The 18,897-nt window shown below is 72.0% G+C and carries 15 protein-coding genes; 9 read left to right on the forward strand and 6 right to left on the reverse strand.

What is annotated here, in order from left to right; genetic code table 11:
• Together CCN56_RS20915 and CCN56_RS20920 are read left to right on the forward strand one after the other, a co-directional pair.
• The coding region (locus CCN56_RS20915; RefSeq protein WP_179199925.1) for an ATP-dependent RecD-like DNA helicase at nt 1-1,441 on the forward strand (1,441 nt) is incomplete at its 5' end.
• 179 nt (nt 1,442-1,620) lie between these two features.
• Nucleotides 1,621-2,910: a citrate synthase gene (locus CCN56_RS20920; protein ID WP_041129324.1), complete on the forward strand. Its 1,290-nt coding sequence runs from the start codon at nt 1,621-1,623 to the stop codon at nt 2,908-2,910.
• Between the two features lie 341 nt (nt 2,911-3,251).
• Here CCN56_RS20920 and CCN56_RS20925 read toward each other — a convergent pair whose 3' ends face one another.
• Both CCN56_RS20925 and CCN56_RS20930 read right to left on the reverse strand, forming a co-directional pair.
• The gene (locus tag CCN56_RS20925) at nt 3,252-5,471 is read right to left on the reverse strand and encodes a cation-translocating P-type ATPase (RefSeq protein ID WP_086828978.1); all 2,220 of its coding nucleotides are present in this window, start codon (nt 5,469-5,471) and stop codon (nt 3,252-3,254) included.
• Nucleotides 5,472-5,542: 71 nt separating this feature from the next.
• Nucleotides 5,543-5,767, reverse strand: a complete 225-nt coding sequence (locus tag CCN56_RS20930) for a heavy-metal-associated domain-containing protein (protein ID WP_086828979.1) — start codon at nt 5,765-5,767, stop codon at nt 5,543-5,545.
• Between the two features lie 127 nt (nt 5,768-5,894).
• Here CCN56_RS20930 and CCN56_RS20935 point away from each other — a divergent pair, with 127 nt between their 5' ends.
• Complete coding sequence (locus tag CCN56_RS20935; protein ID WP_086828981.1) at nt 5,895-7,109, forward strand: cation:proton antiporter; 1,215 nt, start codon at nt 5,895-5,897, stop codon at nt 7,107-7,109.
• Here the strand turns inward: CCN56_RS20935 and CCN56_RS20940 are convergent.
• Nucleotides 7,087-7,740 (reverse strand): TetR/AcrR family transcriptional regulator, encoded by a 654-nt coding sequence (locus CCN56_RS20940; protein ID WP_086828983.1) that lies wholly within the window; start codon nt 7,738-7,740, stop codon nt 7,087-7,089. The two genes, CCN56_RS20935 and CCN56_RS20940, sit on opposite strands and share 23 nt — an antisense overlap.
• A 167-nt stretch (nt 7,741-7,907) precedes the next feature.
• Here CCN56_RS20940 and CCN56_RS20945 point away from each other — a divergent pair, with 167 nt between their 5' ends.
• Nucleotides 7,908-10,124, forward strand: a complete 2,217-nt coding sequence (locus CCN56_RS20945) for an MMPL family transporter (protein WP_256962068.1) — start codon at nt 7,908-7,910, stop codon at nt 10,122-10,124.
• 116 nt (nt 10,125-10,240) lie between these two features.
• On the opposite strand, the gene CCN56_RS20950 is transcribed toward CCN56_RS20945, so the two are convergent.
• Together CCN56_RS20950 and CCN56_RS20955 are read right to left on the reverse strand one after the other, a co-directional pair.
• Nucleotides 10,241-10,438 (reverse strand): AlpA family transcriptional regulator, encoded by a 198-nt coding sequence (locus CCN56_RS20950; RefSeq protein WP_041129319.1) that lies wholly within the window; start codon nt 10,436-10,438, stop codon nt 10,241-10,243.
• Between the two features lie 269 nt (nt 10,439-10,707).
• Entirely contained in the window at nt 10,708-11,631 is a 924-nt protein-coding gene (locus tag CCN56_RS20955; protein ID WP_086828987.1) for a sugar phosphate isomerase/epimerase, read from the reverse strand.
• A 170-nt stretch (nt 11,632-11,801) separates the two neighbouring features.
• On the opposite strand from CCN56_RS20955, the gene iolC reads away from it, so the two are divergent.
• The 5 genes from iolC (at nt 11,802) to CCN56_RS20980 (ending at nt 18,377) form a co-directional block, all read left to right on the forward strand.
• The gene (iolC, locus tag CCN56_RS20960; protein ID WP_086829006.1) at nt 11,802-12,881 is read left to right on the forward strand and encodes a 5-dehydro-2-deoxygluconokinase; all 1,080 of its coding nucleotides are present in this window, start codon (nt 11,802-11,804) and stop codon (nt 12,879-12,881) included.
• 9 nt (nt 12,882-12,890) lie between these two features.
• Nucleotides 12,891-13,703 carry a 5-deoxy-glucuronate isomerase gene (gene iolB, locus CCN56_RS20965; RefSeq protein ID WP_086828988.1) on the forward strand — a complete coding sequence of 271 codons (813 nt, stop codon included), beginning with the start codon at nt 12,891-12,893 and terminating at the stop codon, nt 13,701-13,703.
• The gene (gene iolD / locus CCN56_RS20970) at nt 13,700-15,550 is read left to right on the forward strand and encodes a 3D-(3,5/4)-trihydroxycyclohexane-1,2-dione acylhydrolase (decyclizing) (protein ID WP_086828989.1); all 1,851 of its coding nucleotides are present in this window, start codon (nt 13,700-13,702) and stop codon (nt 15,548-15,550) included. Before iolB ends, iolD begins: the two co-directional genes overlap by 4 nt.
• A gap of 14 nt (nt 15,551-15,564) precedes the next feature.
• Entirely contained in the window at nt 15,565-17,067 is a 1,503-nt protein-coding gene (gene mmsA, locus CCN56_RS20975; RefSeq protein WP_086828990.1) for a CoA-acylating methylmalonate-semialdehyde dehydrogenase, read from the forward strand.
• A 155-nt stretch (nt 17,068-17,222) separates the two neighbouring features.
• The gene (locus CCN56_RS20980; RefSeq protein ID WP_179199926.1) at nt 17,223-18,377 is read left to right on the forward strand and encodes a calcium-binding protein; all 1,155 of its coding nucleotides are present in this window, start codon (nt 17,223-17,225) and stop codon (nt 18,375-18,377) included.
• Nucleotides 18,378-18,447: 70 nt separating this feature from the next.
• Here the strand turns inward: CCN56_RS20980 and CCN56_RS20985 are convergent, their stop codons facing one another.
• Nucleotides 18,448-18,879, reverse strand: a complete 432-nt coding sequence (locus tag CCN56_RS20985) for a GNAT family N-acetyltransferase (protein WP_086828993.1) — start codon at nt 18,877-18,879, stop codon at nt 18,448-18,450.
• Nucleotides 18,880-18,897 lie beyond the last annotated feature (18 nt).

Genomic DNA, 18,897 nt, shown 5'->3' on the forward strand with positions numbered 1-18,897 from the left:
CCTCGGCGAGCTCGCCGAGGATCCCGAGGGGGTCGTGCGGGAGGTCGTGCCCGGCCCCGAGGGGACGCCCGTCACGGCCGTGTACCTGATCCCCTTCCACCGGGCCGAGCTGTCCCTGGCCGGTCAGCTCCGGCGGCTCCTGCGGACCGAGGAGGACCGGATGCCGGCCTTCCGGGACGTCGCCTGGGACAAGGCTCTGGCCTGGCTCGCGGACCGTACGGGGGCCTCGCTCGCGCCCGAGCAGGAGGAGGCCGTGCGGCTCGCCCTCACCCGCAAGGTCGCCGTGCTCACCGGCGGCCCCGGCTGCGGCAAGTCCTTCACCGTTCGCTCGATCGTGGAGCTGGCCCGCGCCAAGAAGGCCAAGGTCGTGCTCGCCGCCCCCACCGGCCGGGCCGCCAAGCGGCTCGCCGAGCTGACCGGCGCCGAGGCCTCCACCGTCCACCGGCTCCTGGAGCTGAAGCCGGGCGGGGACGCGGCCTACGACCGGGACCGGCCGCTCGACGCCGATCTGATCGTCGTCGACGAGGCCTCCATGCTGGACCTGCTCCTGGCGAACAAGCTGGTCAAGGCCGTGGCACCGGGTGCCCATCTGCTGCTCGTGGGGGACGTCGACCAGTTGCCGTCGGTCGGTGCCGGCGAGGTGCTCGGCGATCTGCTCGCCCCCGGCAGCCCCGTACCGTCCGTGCGGCTGACCCGGATCTTCCGGCAGGCGCAGCAGTCCGGGGTGGTCACCAACGCGCACCGGATCAACGCCGGCACCCCGCCCCTCACCCAGGGCCTTCCGGACTTCTTCCTCTTCGTCGAGGAGGAGACGGAGGACGCCGCCCGGGTCACCGTGGACGTCGCGGCCCGGCGGATTCCGGCCAAGTTCGGCCTCGACCCGCGCCGGGACGTCCAGGTCCTCGCCCCCATGCACCGGGGCCCGGCGGGCGCGGGCTCGCTCAACGGTCTGCTCCAGCAGGCGATCACCCCGGCCCGCCCGGACCTGCCGGAGAAGCGGTTCGGCGGCCGGGTCTTCCGGGTCGGCGACAAGGTGACCCAGATTCGGAACAACTATGAGAAGGGGGCCAACGGCGTCTTCAACGGTACGGTCGGCGTCGTCACGGCACTGGACACCGTCGAACAGCGGCTGACCGTGCGGACGGACGAGGACGAGGAGGTGGCGTACGACTTCGACGAGCTGGACGAACTCGCCCACGCGTACGCGGTCACCATCCACCGCTCGCAGGGCAGCGAGTATCCGGCGGTGGTGATCCCGGTCACCATGAGCGCCTGGATGATGCTCCAGCGGAACCTGCTCTACACGGCCGTGACCCGGGCCAGGAAGCTCGTCGTCCTGGTCGGCTCCCGCCGGGCGATCGCCCAGGCGGTCCGTACGGTCTCGGCGGGCAGGCGCTTTACCGCGCTCGCCCATCGGCTCACAGGGAGCGCCCTCGTGTGAAAGATCACGGAGGACTACCGGAACCGGGGCGAAGGGGGCAGGATATGAAGGTTGGCGGCACTGAGTGCCGCCGAATGGCCCAATGAGCGACCCCGAGTGCACTCTCCTGAGCCGAATGGGGGATGGTAGAGACAGTCAGGGCAGCTCGAAGATGAGGCACTACGTCGGTGAGGGATGACGTGAGCGACAACTCTGTAGTACTGCGGTACGCGGACGGTGAATACACCTACCCGGTGGTCGAGAGCACCGTCGGCGACAAGGGCTTCGACATCGGGAAGCTCCGAGCCCAGACCGGTCTGGTCACCCTGGACAGCGGATATGGCAACACCGCCGCCTATAAATCCGCCATCACCTACCTCGACGGCGAGCAGGGCGTTCTGCGGTACCGCGGCTACCCCATCGAGCAGCTGGCCGAGCGCTCCACCTTCCTTGAGGTGGCGTACCTGCTGATCAACGGTGAGCTGCCGAAGGTCGACGAGCTGTCGACCTTCAAGAACGAGATCACGCAGCACACCCTCGTCCACGAGGACGTCAAGAACTTCTTCCGCGGCTTCCCGCGGGACGCCCACCCGATGGCGATGCTGTCCTCGGTGGTCTCCGCGCTGTCCACCTTCTACCAGGACAGCCACAACCCGTTCGACGAGCAGCAGCGTCACCTGTCCACGATCCGGCTGCTCGCCAAGCTGCCGACGATCGCGGCGTACGCGTACAAGAAGTCGATCGGTCACCCGTTCGTCTACCCGCGTAACGACCTCGGATACGTCGAGAACTTCCTGCGCATGACCTTCTCGGTCCCGGCGCAGGAGTACGACCTGGACCCGGTCGTCGTCTCCGCGCTCGACAAGCTGCTGATCCTGCACGCGGACCACGAGCAGAACTGCTCGACCTCCACCGTGCGCCTGGTCGGCTCCTCGCAGGCGAACATGTTCGCCTCGATCTCCGCCGGCATCTCGGCCCTGTGGGGCCCCCTGCACGGTGGCGCCAACCAGTCGGTCCTGGAGATGCTGGAGGGCATCCAGGCCAACGGCGGCGACGTCGACTCCTTCATCCGCAAGGTGAAGAACAAGGAGGACGGCGTCCGCCTGATGGGCTTCGGCCACCGGGTGTACAAGTCCTTCGACCCGCGCGCCAAGATCATCAAGGCGGCGGCACACGATGTCCTCTCGGCCCTCGGCAAGTCCGACGAGCTGCTCGACATCGCGCTCAAGCTGGAGGAGCACGCGCTCTCCGACGAGTACTTCGTCTCGCGCAACCTCTACCCGAACGTGGACTTCTACACGGGTCTGATCTACCGGGCCATGGGCTTCCCGACCGAGATGTTCACGGTCCTCTTCGCCCTCGGCCGCCTTCCGGGCTGGATCGCCCAGTGGCACGAGATGATCAAGGAGCCGGGTTCCCGCATCGGCCGCCCGCGCCAGATCTACACGGGTGAGGTCCTCCGCGACTTCGTCCCGGTCGAGGCTCGCTGACCCTCGGACAAGACGAGCGAAAAGCGCCCCGCCCACCGATCCCCCCACGGGTCGGCGAGCGGGGCGCTTTCCATGTCCCGGTGCGGATTCCCCCCACGGGATCCGGGCCGGGCGTCTGACGCGCGGTCTGCCGGGGTACGTACGGGAGGGCCGCTCAAAGCTCCCCGAGCACGTGCCCCGGCCGCGCTTGCCTGGGACGTCCCCCAAGACATCCCATGAACGTCCCCCAAGACGTTCTTGGCATCGCCCACTTAGACTCGCGAACAGCCCAGATGGTTACCCCCCAATATCTGTGATCTAGATCTCTTTGTGAAGGTCCTGTGCGTCACACGTGGGTGAATTCACGTGAACCGCCGGAGTCGCAGGCTGTTGGATACGACGAAGACGGACGAAAAGGCCATGGCCAGGCCCGCGATCATCGGGTTGAGGAGGCCGGCCGCCGCGAGAGGGAGCGCGGCGAGGTTGTAGCCGAAGGCCCAGCCCAGGTTTCCCCGGATCGTCGCCAGGGTTCGCCGGGCCAGCCGGATGGCGTCCGCGGCGACCCGCAGGTCGCCCCGGACCAGGGTCAGGTCGCTCGCCTCGATGGCCGCGTCGGTGCCCGTCCCCATCGCGAGCCCGAGGTCGGCTCCGGCGAGCGCGGCGGCGTCGTTCACCCCGTCGCCCACCATCGCGACCGTACGGCCCTCGGCCCGTAGCCGTCGGATCACCTCGGCCTTCTCCTCGGGCAGGACCTCCGCGATCACCTCGTCGATGCCCACCTCGGCCGCCACGGCCTCCGCGACCGCCCGGTGGTCCCCGGTGAGCAGCACCGGCCGCAGGCCCAGGGCGCGCAGCCGGGCGACCGCCTCGGCGCTGGTGTCCTTGACGGTGTCGGCCACGGTCAGGGTGCCCCGGGCCACCCCGTCCCAGGCGACGTGGACGGCGCCGGGCTCGGTCGTCGCGGGCGCCTCGATCCCCTCGGCTTCGAGGAGGGCGGCGCGGCCGACGAGGACGAGCCGGCCGTCGACGGAGCCGCGCACGCCGAGTCCGGGCACGTTCTCGAAGGTCTTCGGGGTGGGGAGCTCCCCGCAGCGCTCGGCGGCGCCGGCGGCGATCGCGCGGGCGACCGGGTGCTCGGAGGAGTGCTCCAGGGCGCCCGCGAGCCGCAGCAGCTCGGTCTCGTCGGCGGAGTCGGTGCCGTACCGCCCGCCGTGCACGTGGACGCCGGTCAGCCGCATGCGGCCGGTGGTGACCGTCCCGGTCTTGTCGAGGACGACCGTGTCGACGCGACGGGTGGACTCCAGGACCTCGGGGCCCTTGATGAGGATGCCGAGCTGGGCGCCGCGCCCGGTGCCGACCATGAGGGCGGTCGGGGTCGCGAGGCCCAGGGCGCAGGGGCAGGCGATGATCAGGACGGCGACGGCGGCGGTGAAGGCCGCGGTGACGTCGCTCGTCACGAGGAGCCAGGTGACGAGGGTGGCGAGGGCGATGAGGATCACGACCGGGACGAAGACGGCGGAGATCCGGTCGGCGAGCCGCTGCACCTCGGCCTTGCCGCTCTGGGCGTCCTCGACGAGCTTGGCGATCCTGGCCAGCTGGGTGTCGGCGCCGACCCGGGTGGCCTCGACGACGAGGCGTCCCGAGACGTTGACGCAGCCGCCGGTGACGGCGGAGCCCGGGGTGACGTCCAGGGGGAGGGACTCGCCGGTGAGCAGGGAGGCGTCGACGGCGGAGGCGCCCTCGGCGACGGTGCCGTCGGTGGCGATCTTCTCCCCGGGACGTACGACGAAGAGGTCGCCGGTACGGAGCTCGCCGACGGGTACGCGCACCTCCCTGCCCTCCCTGAGGACGGCCACGTCCTTGGTGCCGAGCTCCATCAGGGCCCGCAGCGCGGTGCCCGCCTTCCGCTTGGCCCGGGCCTCCAGGTAGCGGCCGAGGAGGATGAAGGTGACGACCCCGGCGGCGACCTCCAGGTAGATCGAGGAGGAGGCGTGGGCGCGGTCGGCGGTGAGGTCGAAGCCGTGGCGCATGCCGGGCATGCCGGCGTCGCCGAGGAAGAGGGCCCAGAGGGACCAGCCGTAGGCGGCGAGGGTGCCGACCGAGACGAGGGTGTCCATGGTGGCGGCGCCGTGCCGGAGGTTGGTCCAGGCGGCCCGGTGGAAGGGCAGCCCGCCCCAGACGACGACGGGGGAGGCGAGGGTGAGCGAGAGCCACTGCCAGTTGTCGAACTGGAGCGAGGGGACCATGGCGAGCAGGACCACGGGCGCCGAGAGGAGCGCGGAGACGGTGAGTCGCTGCCGGAGGGAGGCGAGCTCGGGGTCCTCCTCGGCCTCCTCCGGCTCCTCCGGCTCCTCCGGCTCGGGCGGCAGTGGCTCCTCGGCGGTGTAGCCGGTCTTCACGACGGTGGCGATCAGCTCGTCGACGCCGACGTCCGGCGCGTGCTCGACGTGCGCCTTCTCCGTGGCGTAGTTGACGGTGGCGGTGACGCCGTCCATCCGGTTGAGCTTCTTCTCGACGCGGGCGGCGCAGGAGGCGCAGGTCATCCCGCCGATGGTCAGCTCGGTGACGGTGGTGCTTGGCATGTGCGGTTCCAAAGGGGAGCAGGGCCGTACCGGTAACGGTACGGCCCTGCCGGGCGCTCGTTCGGGGGAGGTCAGACCAGCTCGTAGCCGGCCTCGTCCACGGCGGCGGCGACGGCCTCGCGGTCGAGGGGGGCCTCGGAGACGACGGTGACCTCGCCGGTCTTGGCGACGGCCGTGACCGAGGAGACGCCGGGAATCGCGGAGATCTCGCCGGAGACCGCGCCCTCGCAGTGGCCGCAGGTCATGCCCTTGACCTGGTAGACGGTGGTGAGTTCGGTCTTCGTCTCTGCGGACATGGCGCTCTCCTCCTGGGTGGTTCGGGGCCTTACGATACCGAGACTATACCCCCAGGGGGTATGAGTCCAGTCTCCTCGGATCGCGGTGTGACCCGAATCCCGCCGGAGCCTATGGTAAATACCCGATATGTCGCATTCGGGGAGCACGCTCATCCTGATCATGGCGATCGCCGTCCTGGCGCCGCTGCTGGCCTACGCGGTGGGGCGCAGGCTCCCCGTCCCCCTCGTCATCTTCGAGATCCTGCTCGGCATCCTCATCGGCCCCGACGTCCTGGACTGGGCCCGGCCCGACGCGCTGATCGACGGGCTCTCCCAGCTCGGCCTCACCATGCTGATCTTCCTCGCCGGGTACGAGATCGAGTTCGGCAAGGTCCGCGGCGACACCCTCAGGCGCTCCGTGTGGGCCTGGGTGATCGCCCTCGGCCTCGGGCTCGGCACCGGCGTCCTGCTCGGCGGCGGCTACACCAAGGGCGTCTTCATCGGCGTCGCCCTGACCAGCACCGCGCTCGGCACCGTCCTGCCGGTGCTGCGGGACGCCGGCGACCTCCACGGGCGGTTCGGCTCGGTCGTCATGGCCTTCGGCGCGGTCGGCGAGTTCGGCCCGATCATCGCGATGGCGCTGCTCCTCAGCGGCCGGGGCGCCGCCGAGTCCACCGCCCTCCTCGCCGTCTTCGCCGCGCTCACGGCGGGGGCCGTCCTCTGGGCGCTGCGGCCCCGCCCGCCCTGGTTCTCGAAGGTCATCGCCAAGACCCTGCACAGCAGCGGTCAGTTCGCGGTCCGCTTCGTCTTCCTGCTGCTCGCCGTGATGCTCGGGGCGTCCACGGCGCTCGGGCTCGACGTGCTGCTCGGCGCCTTCTCGGCCGGACTCATCACCCGGCTCGTCCTGACCGGTGCCGCGCCGGACGCGGGGCCGCAGATCCTGGAGAAGGTCGAGGGCGTCGGCTTCGGCTTCCTCGTCCCGGTCTTCTTCGTCGTCACCGGGATCGAGTTCGACCTCGACTCGCTCCTCGGCGGGGGCAGGACCCTGCTCCTGCTGCCGGTCTTCCTGCTGCTCTTCCTGGTCGTGCGCGGCGGGCCGATCTGGTTCCTCGCCCCGCGCGACCTCGACCGCAAGGACCGGGGCGGGCTCGTCCTGTACGGCTCCACGGCGCTGCCGCTCGTCGTCGCCATCACCACCATCGGCGTGGACGACAAGGAGATGACGGCCGGCGAGGCGGCGGCGCTCGTCGGGGCGGGGATGCTCTCCGTCCTCGTCTTCCCGCTGCTCGCCATGAAGCTGCGGGCGCGCGAGGAGGACAGGGTGCCGTCCCCGGAGGCGGTCAGCGGTTCGGAAGCGTGGTGAGCGGCTCGCCGGTCAGTGGCGACAGGTAGCGCAGGAGTACGGTCTTCAGCTCGGTGATCGCCGCGTCCCGCCCGGCGCCCTCGGGGGCGGCGAGGATCAGCTGCAGGCCCCCCTTGAAGATCGCGAAGGTCATGTCGGCGATGCGGGTGCGGTCCTCGACGGACAGCTCGGGGGCGTAGTGGGCGATGACCTCCTGCACCCGGTTCAGCAGGTTGGCGTGCAGGGCGTCGTGCTCCTCGGCGATCCGGCCCGGCACGTCGGAGCCGTGCATCAGGGCGAGGAAGACCGGGTGCTCGCAGTTGAACGCGATCATCGGGTCGACGACGACGTCGAGCAGCTCGGGCAGCGGCAGGCCGAGGTTCGCCGGGGTGAACGCCTGGCCGTGGGCCTCCCGCATCTCGTTCAGGAGGCGCTCGCCGAGCTCGATCGCGATGGCCTCCTTGTTCGGGAAGTACTGGTAGAGCGTGCCGGGCGAGACGCTCGCCTCCCGGGCGATCGCGTTCGTGCTGGTCGCCGTGTAGCCGTACGCGCAGAAGACGTTCGCGGCGGCCTGGAGCAGCTGCGCGATGCGGCGCTCGCCGCGCGCCTGGCGGCGGCGCGGCTTCGGTTCTTCGGACACGTCTTCGGACATGGCTGTCCCCAGGTCTCCTCGACACACGTTTGACAAACACGAGAGGTCGCTCGCATTCTTGAGAAACGCGAGCGATCACTCGTGTTTGCCAGTCTATGGCAATGGGCGACCCATGCGACCTGCCGGGAAGCGTGTGCGCACGGGTCAGGTGAAGGGGACACCGGGGCATGGCCGAAGTCAAGAAAACAGCGTCCGGCGGGTCCGGCGGGTCCGGTGGGCCTGGTGGGCCCGGTGGGTCCGGCGGGGGATGGACGCGGTTCGTGACCGCCCACCCGCGCCTCACCCTCCTCGTGGCCCTCGTGCTCACCGCACTCGCCGTCCTCGCGGGCGGCGGGGTCGCCGACCGCATGGGCAGCGGCGGCTGGGAGGACCCGGCCGCCGAGTCCACGTACGCCACCAAGGCCCTGGAGCGGCAGTTCCCCGGTTCCCAGCCGAACGTGCTGCTGCTCGTCGACGCGGGAGGCGCCGGGACCGCCAAGGCCGGGGGCGCCGCGGCCGGCGGGACCGCCCTCGTCGACACCCCGGCCGTCGCCGCCGAGGCCCGGAAGCTCGCCGAGAAGCTCGACGCCGAGCCGGGCGTCGAAGGCGTCGGCTCCTACTGGTCCACCGGCTCGCCCGCCCTCCGCTCCGAGGACGGCGGCGGCCTCGCCGTCCGGCACGAGATGCAGACCGTCATCCAGGAGGACCTGCTGCGGGCCGAGCTCATCGCCCTGCCCGTCACCCTCGTCCTGCTCGTCATGGTCTTCGGCAGCGCCGTCGCCGCCCTGCTGCCGCTCGGCGTCGGCATCGTCGCCATCCTCGGCACCAACGCCGTCCTGCGCGGCATCACCGAGTTCACCGACGTCTCCGTCTTCGCACAGAACCTGACGACCGCCCTCGGACTCGGACTCGCCATCGACTACGCCCTGTTCGTCGTCCGCCGCTACCGCGAGGAGCTCGCCGCCGGCGCCGACACGTACACCGCCGTCCGCACCACGCTGCGCACGGCCGGGCGGACCGTGCTCTTCTCCGCCCTGACCGTCGCCGTCTCGCTCGCCGCGATGCTGGTCTTCCCGCAGTACTTCCTGCGCTCCTTCGCGTACGCCGGGATCGCCGTCGTCCTGCTCGCCGCCACCGCCGCCCTCACCCTGCTCCCGGCCGCCCTCGTGCTGCTCGGCGACCGGGTCAACGCCCTCGACCTGCGGCGCCTCCTCCGGCGCGGCGGGACGCCCGGGAAGGACGCCGAGGACAACGGCCGGGACGACGCCGGGGCCGGCTGGGGACGGGCCGCCGCTCTCGTGATGCGCCGGGCGCCCGTCTTCGCCGTCGTCACCACGGCCGGGCTCGTCCTCCTCGGGCTGCCCTTCCTGGGCGTGAAGTTCGGCACCGCCGACGACCGCCAGCTCCCCGTCACCGCCTCCTCCCGCGTCGTCCAGGACCAGCTGAGGGACGGCTTCCCCGGCAACCCGGGCGGCGGCATCACCGTCCTCGCCGAAGGGACGGCCACCCCCGCGCAGTACGCCGACTACCGCGAGGAGATCGCCGCCCTCGACGGCGTCGGCCGGGCCGAGGGGCCCGTCACCGCCGGCGGCGGCTCCGCCTACTTCACCGTGGTGCCCGAGGGCGAGACCGTCGGCGCCGACGCCCAGCGGGTCGTCGGGGAACTGCGTGCGACCGAGGCCCCGTTCGCGACCTCCGTCACCGGACCGGCCGCCGTCCTCGTCGACTCCAAGGACGCCATCGCCGACCGCCTGCCCTGGGCGGCCGGGATCATCGTCCTCGTCACCCTGCTCCTCGTCTTCCTGCTCACCGGCAGCGTCCTGATCCCCGTCCAGGCCGTCCTCCTCAACGCCCTCAGCCTCACGGCGATGTTCGGCGCCGTCGTCTGGGTCTTCCAGGAGGGCCACCTCGCCGGCTTCCTCGGCTTCACCTCCACCGGCGACATCGAGACCACCCTGCCCGTGCTCATGTTCTGCGTGGCCTTCGGACTCTCCATGGACTACGGGGTGTTCCTGCTCTCCCGCATCAAGGAGGAGTACGACGCCACCGGCGACCACGAGCACTCCGTCCGCTTCGGACTGCGCCACACCGGCGGCCTGATCACCGCCGCCGCCGTGATCCTCGCCGTCGTCATGGTCGCCATCGGCACCTCCCGCGTCACCAACACCAAGATGCTCGGACTCGGCGTCGCCCTCGCCGTCCTCATGGACGCGATGGTGGTCCGCAGCCTCCTCGTCCCCTCCGTGATGAAGCTGACCGGCCGCCTCACCTGGTGGGCACCGGGACCGCTGCGCCGCTTCCACGACCGCTTCGGCATCAGCGAGACGGACGCCCCGGCCGGTGCCGGTGCCGGTGCCGGCTCGGGCGAGAGCTCGGGCGAGAGAACGTACAGCGCCGTCCACTGACCCGGCCCGGGACGGTCCGGGGCGGCATGGTCGGGGACGGCCCGGCGCGACACAGCGGAACGCCGGGCTCCGGAGGGGGGATCCGGAGCCCGGCGTCGCCGGCGGGCGCGGCGGGGTCAGTCGCGGCGGGCCCGGTTGCCGGGGCGGCCGGCGACCCAGGCGCGGATCGTGTCCACGTACCAGTAGGGCTTGCCCGACTCCACGTGGTCGGGCGCCGGAAGCAGCCCGTGCTTCCGGTAGGAGCGGATGGTGTCGGGCTGCACTCGGATGTGTGCGGCGATGTCCTTGTACGACCAGAGCCTTCTGTCCGTCATGCCTGGTACCTCCCTGCGCGCCGCGCAGCGGCGGCGGGGGTGCCGTTCGGGGGCGCTGCGGGCGGGCGTCGGCGATCAAGAGATCAATCAGCCTGTGCCCGGTGAAACGGCCCTCCCGACAGGAGGAGAGCGGCTGTCGAACGCCTGTGACGCAAAGCCCGCGTAATGGAGACAAGCGTGACGCGGGAGGGAACTGTGTGACGGAAGTGGCACAGGCGCCCGTCGGTGTGTCCGCGTGCGTCACCCCTGGTCAGAGAGGTATGCGCCGGTCACACGCCGCACGAGCGGAGGAAGCGCCGGGTCCGCAGGGCGATCGGGTACGGGGCGTCCGGCTCGCACGGGTACATGTCCTGCTCGACGATCGCGAACAGGTCCACGCCCAGCGCCGACGCGGCGGCGAGCACCGGTTCGAGCGCGGGCACCCCGGACGGCGGCTCGCACATCACGCCCCGCGCCACCGCAGGACCGAACGGCACCCCCTCGGCCACCACCCCGGCCAGGACCTCCGGGTCGACCTGCTTGAGATGGAGGTAGCCGATCCGCTCCCCGTACGTCTCGATCAGCTTGACGCTGTCCCCGCCGGCGTACGCGTAGTGCCCGGTGTCCAGGCAGAGCGCGACCGCGTCCGGGTCGGTGGCGTCGAGGAAGCGCGTCACGCTCTCCTCGCCGTCGAGGTGGGTGTCGGCGTGCGGATGGACCACGATCCGCAGCCCGTACCGCTCGTGCACCTCCCGGCCCAGACGCTCCGTCAGCCGGGTCAGGTCCCGCCACTGCCCGGCGGTGAGCACGGGATCCTCCAGGACCTCGCCCGTCCGGTCGTCCCGCCAGAAGGAGGGGATGACGACCAGATGGGCCGCGCCCATGGCCTGCGCGAGGGCGGCGTTCTCGGCGACGTGCGCCCAGGTGCGGTCCCAGACGTCCGGGCCGTGGTGGAGCCCGGTGAAGACCGTCCCCGCCGAGACCCGCAGACCGCGCCGCGCGGTCTCCTCCGCGAGGACGGCCGGATCGGTGGGCAGATAGCCGTACGGCCCGAGTTCGATCCAGCCGTAGCCGGCGCCCGACACCTCGTCGAGGAAGCGCTGCCACGGCACCTGCCGGGGATCGTCGGGGAACCACACCCCCCAGGAGTCCGGGGCGGAACCGATCCGGATACGGGACGGCGAGGACGACGGTTGCGGCGACGGCTTCGTCATGCCTGCCACCTTGACCGCGGCCCGAGAGCAGCGTCAAGCGGTCGTCCGAATGTCCGGACATATCGTTGACACGCCTCCCGGCGGACGACTAGACCTGAGGACGGAGCGGAGCCGAGGGCGGCCCGACCGAGAGGTGGCGCGTGGAGACGGAGCCGTACGACCTGATCACCATGGGACGCCTCGGTGTGGACCTGTACCCGCTCCAGACCGGTGTCGGACTCGACCGCGTCGACACCTTCCGCAAGTTCCTCGGCGGCTCCCCGGCCAACGTGGCCGTCGCCGCCGCCCGCCTCGGCCGCCGCACCGCGCTGATCTCCCGCACCGGCGCCGACCCCTTCGGCACCTATCTGCGCCGTGAGCTCAAGGGCTTCGCCGTGGACGACCGCTGGGTGACCGAGGTCGACGCGTACCCCACCCCCGTCACCTTCTGCGCGCTCTTCCCGCCCGACGACTTCCCGCTGTACTTCTACCGCCGCCCCCAGGCCCCCGACCTGGAGATCCGGCCGCACGAGCTGGACCTCGACGCGATCCGCGCCGCCCGGGTCTTCTGGGCCACCGGCACCGGCCTGTCCGCCGAACCCAGCCGCACCGCGACCCTGGAGGCGCTGCGCGCCCGCTCCGGCCGGGAGGTGACGGTCCTCGACCTGGACTGGCGGCCGATGTTCTGGACGGACCCGGCGGCGGCCCGCCCGTACTACACGGAGGCGCTGCGGCACGCGACCGTCGCCGTCGGCAACCTCGACGAGTGCGAGGTCGCCACGGGGGAGCGGGAGCCGGAGGCCGCCGCCCGCGCCCTCCTCGCGACCGGCGCGGTCCGGCTCGCCGTCGTCAAGCAGGGCCCCGCGGGCGTCCTCGCGCTCGCCGCCGACGGGACCCGCGCCGAGGTGCCGCCGCTGCCGGTCGAGGTCGTCAACGGTCTTGGCGCGGGCGACGCGTTCGGCGGGGCGCTCGTCGACGGCCTGCTCGCGGGACGGGACCTCGGCACGGTCCTGCGCCGTGCCAACGCCGCCGGCGCGATCGTCGCGGGCCGCCTCGCCTGCGCGCCCGCGATGCCGGACGCCACGGAGATCGCGGAAGCCCTCGCGGCGGGCAACGGCACCCTGCCGGAAGCCTCCGCGGCGGGCCGTGGCGTCTCGCCGGGCGCCTCCGTGCCGGGCCGCGGCGTCTCGCCGGGCGCCTCCGTGCCGGGCCGTGGCGTCTCGCCGGACGGTCCCGCGCCCGGCCGCGGCGCCCTGCCGGAACCGGGGTAGGGATCCGCCATGCACACGAGTCTCCACCTCCCCGCCGGGACCGCCGCCCGCGGCCCCTACGCCGTCTCCATCGACCCCGAGCGGGCCGGATGGGCGTACTCCGCCCTCCGCGTCCTCGCCCTCGGACCGGGGGAGATCCACTCCTTCGAGAGCGGGGATTGCGAATGGGTCGTGCTTCCCCTCTCCGGTGCCTGTAGCGTGCGCGTCGACGGCGAGATCCTCGAACTCCTGGGCCGCACGAGCGTGTTCGAAGGGGTGACCGACTTCGCCTACGTACCGCGCGACGCCCACGCCCAGATCGCCTCCGGCGCGGGAGGCCGCTTCGCTTTGGCAGGAGCGAAGTGCGAGCGACGACTCCCCGCCCGCTACGGCCCCGCGCCGGAGGTTCCCGTCGAGACCCGGGGCAGCGGCAACCGCACCCGCCGCGTGCGGAACTTCGCCTCGGCGGACGCCTTCGCCTGCGACCGGCTGATCGCCGTCGAGGTCGTCACTCCCGGCGGGAACTGGTCCTCCTACCCGCCGCACAAGCACGACGAGCACCGCCCGGGCGCCGAGTCCGTCCTCGAGGAGATCTACTACTACGAGGTCCAGGGCCCGCACGGGTGCGCCTACCAGCGGATCTCGCCCTCCCGACCCGGCGGCGCCGACCTCCTCGCCGAGGTCGGGAGCGGCGACGCGGTCCTCGTCCCCGACGGTTGGCACGGGCCCTCGATCGCCCAGCCGGGGCACGACCTCTACTACCTCAACGTCATGGCGGGTCCCGGACCCGAAAGGGAGTGGAAGATCTGCTTCCACCCGGACCACACGGAGGGATACGCATGAGGCTCACCGTCGCGCAGGCCCTCGTCCGCTTCCTCGCCGCCCAGTACACCGAGCGCGACGGCGTCCGGCAGCGGCTCATCACCGCCACCTGGGGCATCTTCGGCCACGGGAACGTCGCCGGCATCGGCCAGGCGCTGGTCGAAGAGCAGCACATGCCCTTCCACCAGGGCCGCAACGAGCAGGCCATGGTGCACGCCGCCGTCGGCTACGCCCGCCAGAGGAACCGGCTCTCCGCGCACGCCGTCACCACCTCCATCGGCCCCGGCGCCACCAACCTCGTCACCGGCGCCGCCCTCGCCACGATCAACCACCTCCCGGTCCTCCTCCTGCCCGGCGACACCTTCGCCGGCCGCCCCGCCGACCCCGTCCTCCAGCAGCTCCAACTGCCCCACGCCGGCGACGTGTCCGTCAACGACTGCCTCCGCCCGGTGTCGCGCTACTTCGACCGGGTCACCCGCCCCGAGGCCCTGATCCCGGCCGCCCTCGCCTGCGCCCGGGTCCTCGCCGACCCCGTCGAGACCGGCGCCGTGACCCTCGCCCTGCCCCAGGACGTGCAGGCCGAGGCGTACGACTGGCCGGAGGAGTTCTTCGCCGAGCGGATCTGGCGCGTCCGCCGCCCCCGCCCCGCCACGGAGGAACTCGACGCCGCCGTCCGGGCCGTGAAGGCCGCGAAACGACCGCTGATCATCGCGGGCGGCGGCGTGAAGCACAGCGGCGCCGAGGACGCGCTGCGCGAGCTGGCCGAGCGCACCGGCCTGCCCGTCGCCACCACCCAGGCCGGCAAGGGCGTCCTCCCGTACGACCACTGGTGCGAGGTCGGCGGCATCGGCCACACCGGCACCGACACCGCCAACGTCCTCGCCCGCACCGCCGACCTGGTCATCGGCGTCGGCACCCGCCTCACCGACTTCACCACCGCGTCCGGCACGCTCTTCCGCCCCGACACGCCGTTCCTCAACCTCAACATCGCCGGATTCGACGCCCACAAGCAGGCCGCGCTGCCCCTCGTCGCCGACGCCCGCGAGGGCCTCACCGCCCTCACCGAGGCGCTCGGCGGCCACCGGCGGAGCCGGGCCGAGTGGCACCGCTCGAAGGCCGCCTGGCAGGAACGGACCGACGCCGCGTACGCCGTCCCCGACGAGGACGCCCGCCCCACCCAGACCCAGGTCCTCGGCGTACTCGACACTCTGGTCGACACCGGCGACATCCTGATCAACGCCGCCGGCTCGCTCCCCGGCGACCTCCACAAGCTCTGGCGGACCCGCTCCACGGACCAGTACCACGTCGAGTACGGCTACTCCTGCATGGGATACGAGATCCCCGCCGCGATCGGCGTCCTCCTCGCCGCACCCGGCCGACCCGTCTGGGCGCTCGTCGGAGACGGTACGTACTTGATGAATCCCACCGAAATCGTCACCGCCGTCCAGGAGAGGCTGCCGCTGAAGCTGGTGATCCTGCAGAACCACGGGTACGCCTCCATCGGCGGGCTCTCCGAGGCCGTCGGCGCCGAGCGGTACGGCACCGACTACCGCCACCGCGCGGACGACGGCGGCTTCACCGGACCGCCGCTCCCCGTCGACCTCGGTGCCAACGCCGCCTCCCTCGGCATGCGGGTCCTGCGCCCGCGCACCGTGCGTGACCTGCGGGAAGCCCTCGCGGACGCGCGGGCGGCCACGGATCCCACATGTGTCTACGTCGAGACCGAAACGGCAGACAGTGTGTCGGGCCCGCCCCCGGCCCAGGCGTGGTGGGATGTGCCCGTGGCCGAGACGTCGACCCGCCCGTCGGCGGTCAAGGCCCGCGAGGAGTACGACCGGCACGTCACCGCCCGACGCCGCCATCTCTGAAGGAGTAACTCGTCATGACGAAGACCGTCCACCACTGGATCGGTGGCAAGACCGTCGAGGGCACGTCGGGGAACTGGGGCCCGGTCACCGACCCGGCCACCGGCGCCGTCACCACCAAGGTCGCGCTCGCCTCCGTCGACGAGGTCGACGCCGCCGTCGCCGCCGCGAAGGACGCCTTCGCGACCTGGGGCACCTCCTCGCTCGCCCAGCGCACCACGATCCTCTTCAAGTTCCGTGCGCTGCTCGACGCCAACCGCGACGCGATCGCCGAGCTGATCGTCGCCGAGCACGGCAAGGTCCACTCCGACGCCCTCGGCGAGGTCGCCCGCGGCCTGGAGATCGTCGACCTGGCCTGCGGCATCACCACCCAGCTCAAGGGCGAGCTGTCCACCCAGGTCTCGAACCGCGTGGACGTGGCGTCGATCCGCCAGCCCGTCGGCGTCGTCGCCGGCATCACCCCGTTCAACTTCCCGGCCATGGTGCCGATGTGGATGTTCCCGATCGCCATCGCGACCGGCAACACCTTCATCCTCAAGCCGAGCGAGAAGGACCCCTCGCCGTCCCTGAAGATCGCCGAGCTGCTCGCCGAGGCGGGCCTGCCGGACGGCGTGTTCAACGTCGTGCACGGCGACAAGGTGGCCGTCGACCGTCTCCTGGAGCACCCGGACGTCTCCGCGGTCTCCTTCGTCGGCTCGACCCCGATCGCCCGCTACATCCACACCACCGCCTCCGCCAACGGCAAGCGCGTCCAGGCGCTCGGCGGCGCGAAGAACCACATGCTGGTCCTCCCGGACGCCGACCTCGACGCGGCGGCCGACGCGGCCGTCTCCGCGGCCTACGGCTCGGCCGGCGAGCGCTGCATGGCGATCTCCGCGGTCGTCGCCGTCGGAGCGATCGGCGACGAGCTCGTCCAGAAGATCCGCGAGCGCGCCGAGAAGATCAAGATCGGCCCCGGCAACGACCCGACCTCCGAGATGGGCCCGCTCATCACGGCCGTCCACCGCGACAAGGTCGCCTCGTACGTCCACGGCGCGGCGGACGAGGGCTGCGAGGTCGTCCTGGACGGCACCGGCTACACCGTCGACGGCTACGAGGACGGCCACTGGATCGGCCTGTCCCTCCTTGACCACGTGCCGACCTCGGCCAAGGCCTACCAGGACGAGATCTTCGGCCCGGTGCTGTGCGTGCTGCGCGCCGAGACGTACGAGGAGGGCCTCGCCCTCATCAACGCCTCGCCGTTCGGCAACGGCACCGCGATCTTCACCCGTGACGGCGGCGCAGCCCGCCGCTTCCAGCTGGAGGTCCAGGCCGGCATGGTCGGCGTGAACGTGCCGATCCCGGTGCCGGTGGGCTACCACTCCTTCGGCGGCTGGAAGGACTCGCTCTTCGGCGACCACCACATCTACGGCAACGACGGCGTGCACTTCTACACCCGCGGCAAGGTCGTCACCACTCGCTGGCCCGACCCGTCCGAGGCCCCCGCGGGCGTCGACCTGGGCTTCCCGCGCAACCACTGATCAGCAGTCCTGACGTCCCGGCCCGTACGGCATCCGCCGTGCGGGCCGATCGTTTCCGCCATCCGACTACAGTGCGTGCCCGCCAGGACGCGTCGGCGTCGCTTTCGGTTACGCATCCCCCGCGGATGCACGTTCACGAATCGAAAGGATCATCGATGATGAGTCGTCGTCAGAAGGCCGGCACGCGGACCGGATCGAGGACCGTGGCGGCCGCCCTGCTCGTCCTGGGCGGTGTGGTCGGCCTGGCCGGCCCGGTGCAGGCCGAGCCGGCCGCGAAGGTTCCGACCTGTCTCGGCAAGCCGGCCACCATCGTGATCACGACCCCGGGAGTGACCACCAACGGCACGAGCGGCGCGGACGTGATCATCGGGACCACGGGGGCGGACATCATCAACGGCCTCGGCGGCAACGACCGCGTGTGCGGCCTCGGCGGCGACGACCAGATCAACGGCGGTCTCGGCAACGACCAGATCGACGGCGGCGCGGGCAACGACAGGCTGGCCGGCGACACCCGCAACCTGTCGGGCAACGCGGAGGACGCCGCCGGCAACGACACCCTCACCGGTGGAGACGGCAACGACGTCATGGTCGGCGACAACTGGGCCACCGGCGGCGACGCGAGCGGAGGCGGCAACGACAAGCTGTACGGCGGAGTCGGCAACGACGTCATGGTCGGCGACAGCCTCGGCAACAACGCCACCGGCGGCGGCCGCGACCTCCTGGACGGCGGGGACGCGGACGACGACATGGTCGGCGACTCGCGCGCCACGGCCGGCGACGCGGACGGCGCGGGCGACGACACCCTGCTGGGCGGGGGCGGCTTCACCGACTTCATGATCGGTGACTCCGACGCCACCGGGAACGCCAGCGGCGACGGCGGCGACGACACCCTGAACGGCGGCGTCGACGGCGGTCTGCAGATCGGCGACCACAACATCCGTTCCGCGAGCGGCGGTTACGCGAGCGGATCGGGCCGCGACCACATCATCGGCGGCACCGGCGCGGAGATCCTCGTCGGCGAGAGCTCGGTCGTCGACGCCGGCATCACGTCCGCCAGCGACGACAAGATCGAGGGCGGCGGCGGAAACGACTCGATCTTCGGCGACAACGCGGACTTCGACATCGCCGTCACGGTCGGCACGGCCGGCGGCCGCGACGACCTCTTCGGCGGCGACGGTGCCGACCGCATCCACGCGGGCCCCGGCAACGACTCCCTCGACGGCGGCGCCGGCGGCCCCGACGTCTGCGACGGCGAGACCGGCACGGACACGGCCACGGCGAGCTGCGAGACCACCCCGAACGTGCCGTAGCGGCCCGACGTCCGGAAATCCGGTGGCCCCCGGGGCGCGTACCGACCCGCCCCGGGGGGCCTTCCCCGTGTCAGCCGCCCTCGGCGCCCTCGGCGAACGTCCAGCCGAGCATCGCGAACACCCCTTCGTCCGCCGCGCCCGCCGACCGGTACGTGGCGAGCGCCGGCTCGTTGTCCGTGTCCACCGGCACCCACGCGCCCCGACAGCCGCGCGCACGCGCCTCCGCCACCAGCGCCTCCGTCAGCGCCCGTCCGATCCCGCGCCGCCGGTGGGACTCGTCCACAGCCAGCTCGTACAGGCACATCTCCGCGCCCTTGTCGGGGTGCAGCATCTCGATCCCGGAGACGAACCCGGCCGGGAAGCCGTCCTCCGCGTACGCGATCAGCATGAGGTGGCCCGGCGCCGCCAGGAAGCGGACCGTCCATTCCTCCCGGGGCGGGCCGTCGTACAGGTGCCCCGCCGCCAGCAGTTCGGCCACCGTCGTCGCCCGCCGGATCTCCATGCCGCCTCCCCGTGCCCA

The sequence above is a fragment of the Streptomyces sp. NRRL B-24572 genome (genome assembly GCF_002156145.1).
Lineage (GTDB): Bacteria > Actinomycetota > Actinomycetes > Streptomycetales > Streptomycetaceae > Streptomyces > Streptomyces vietnamensis.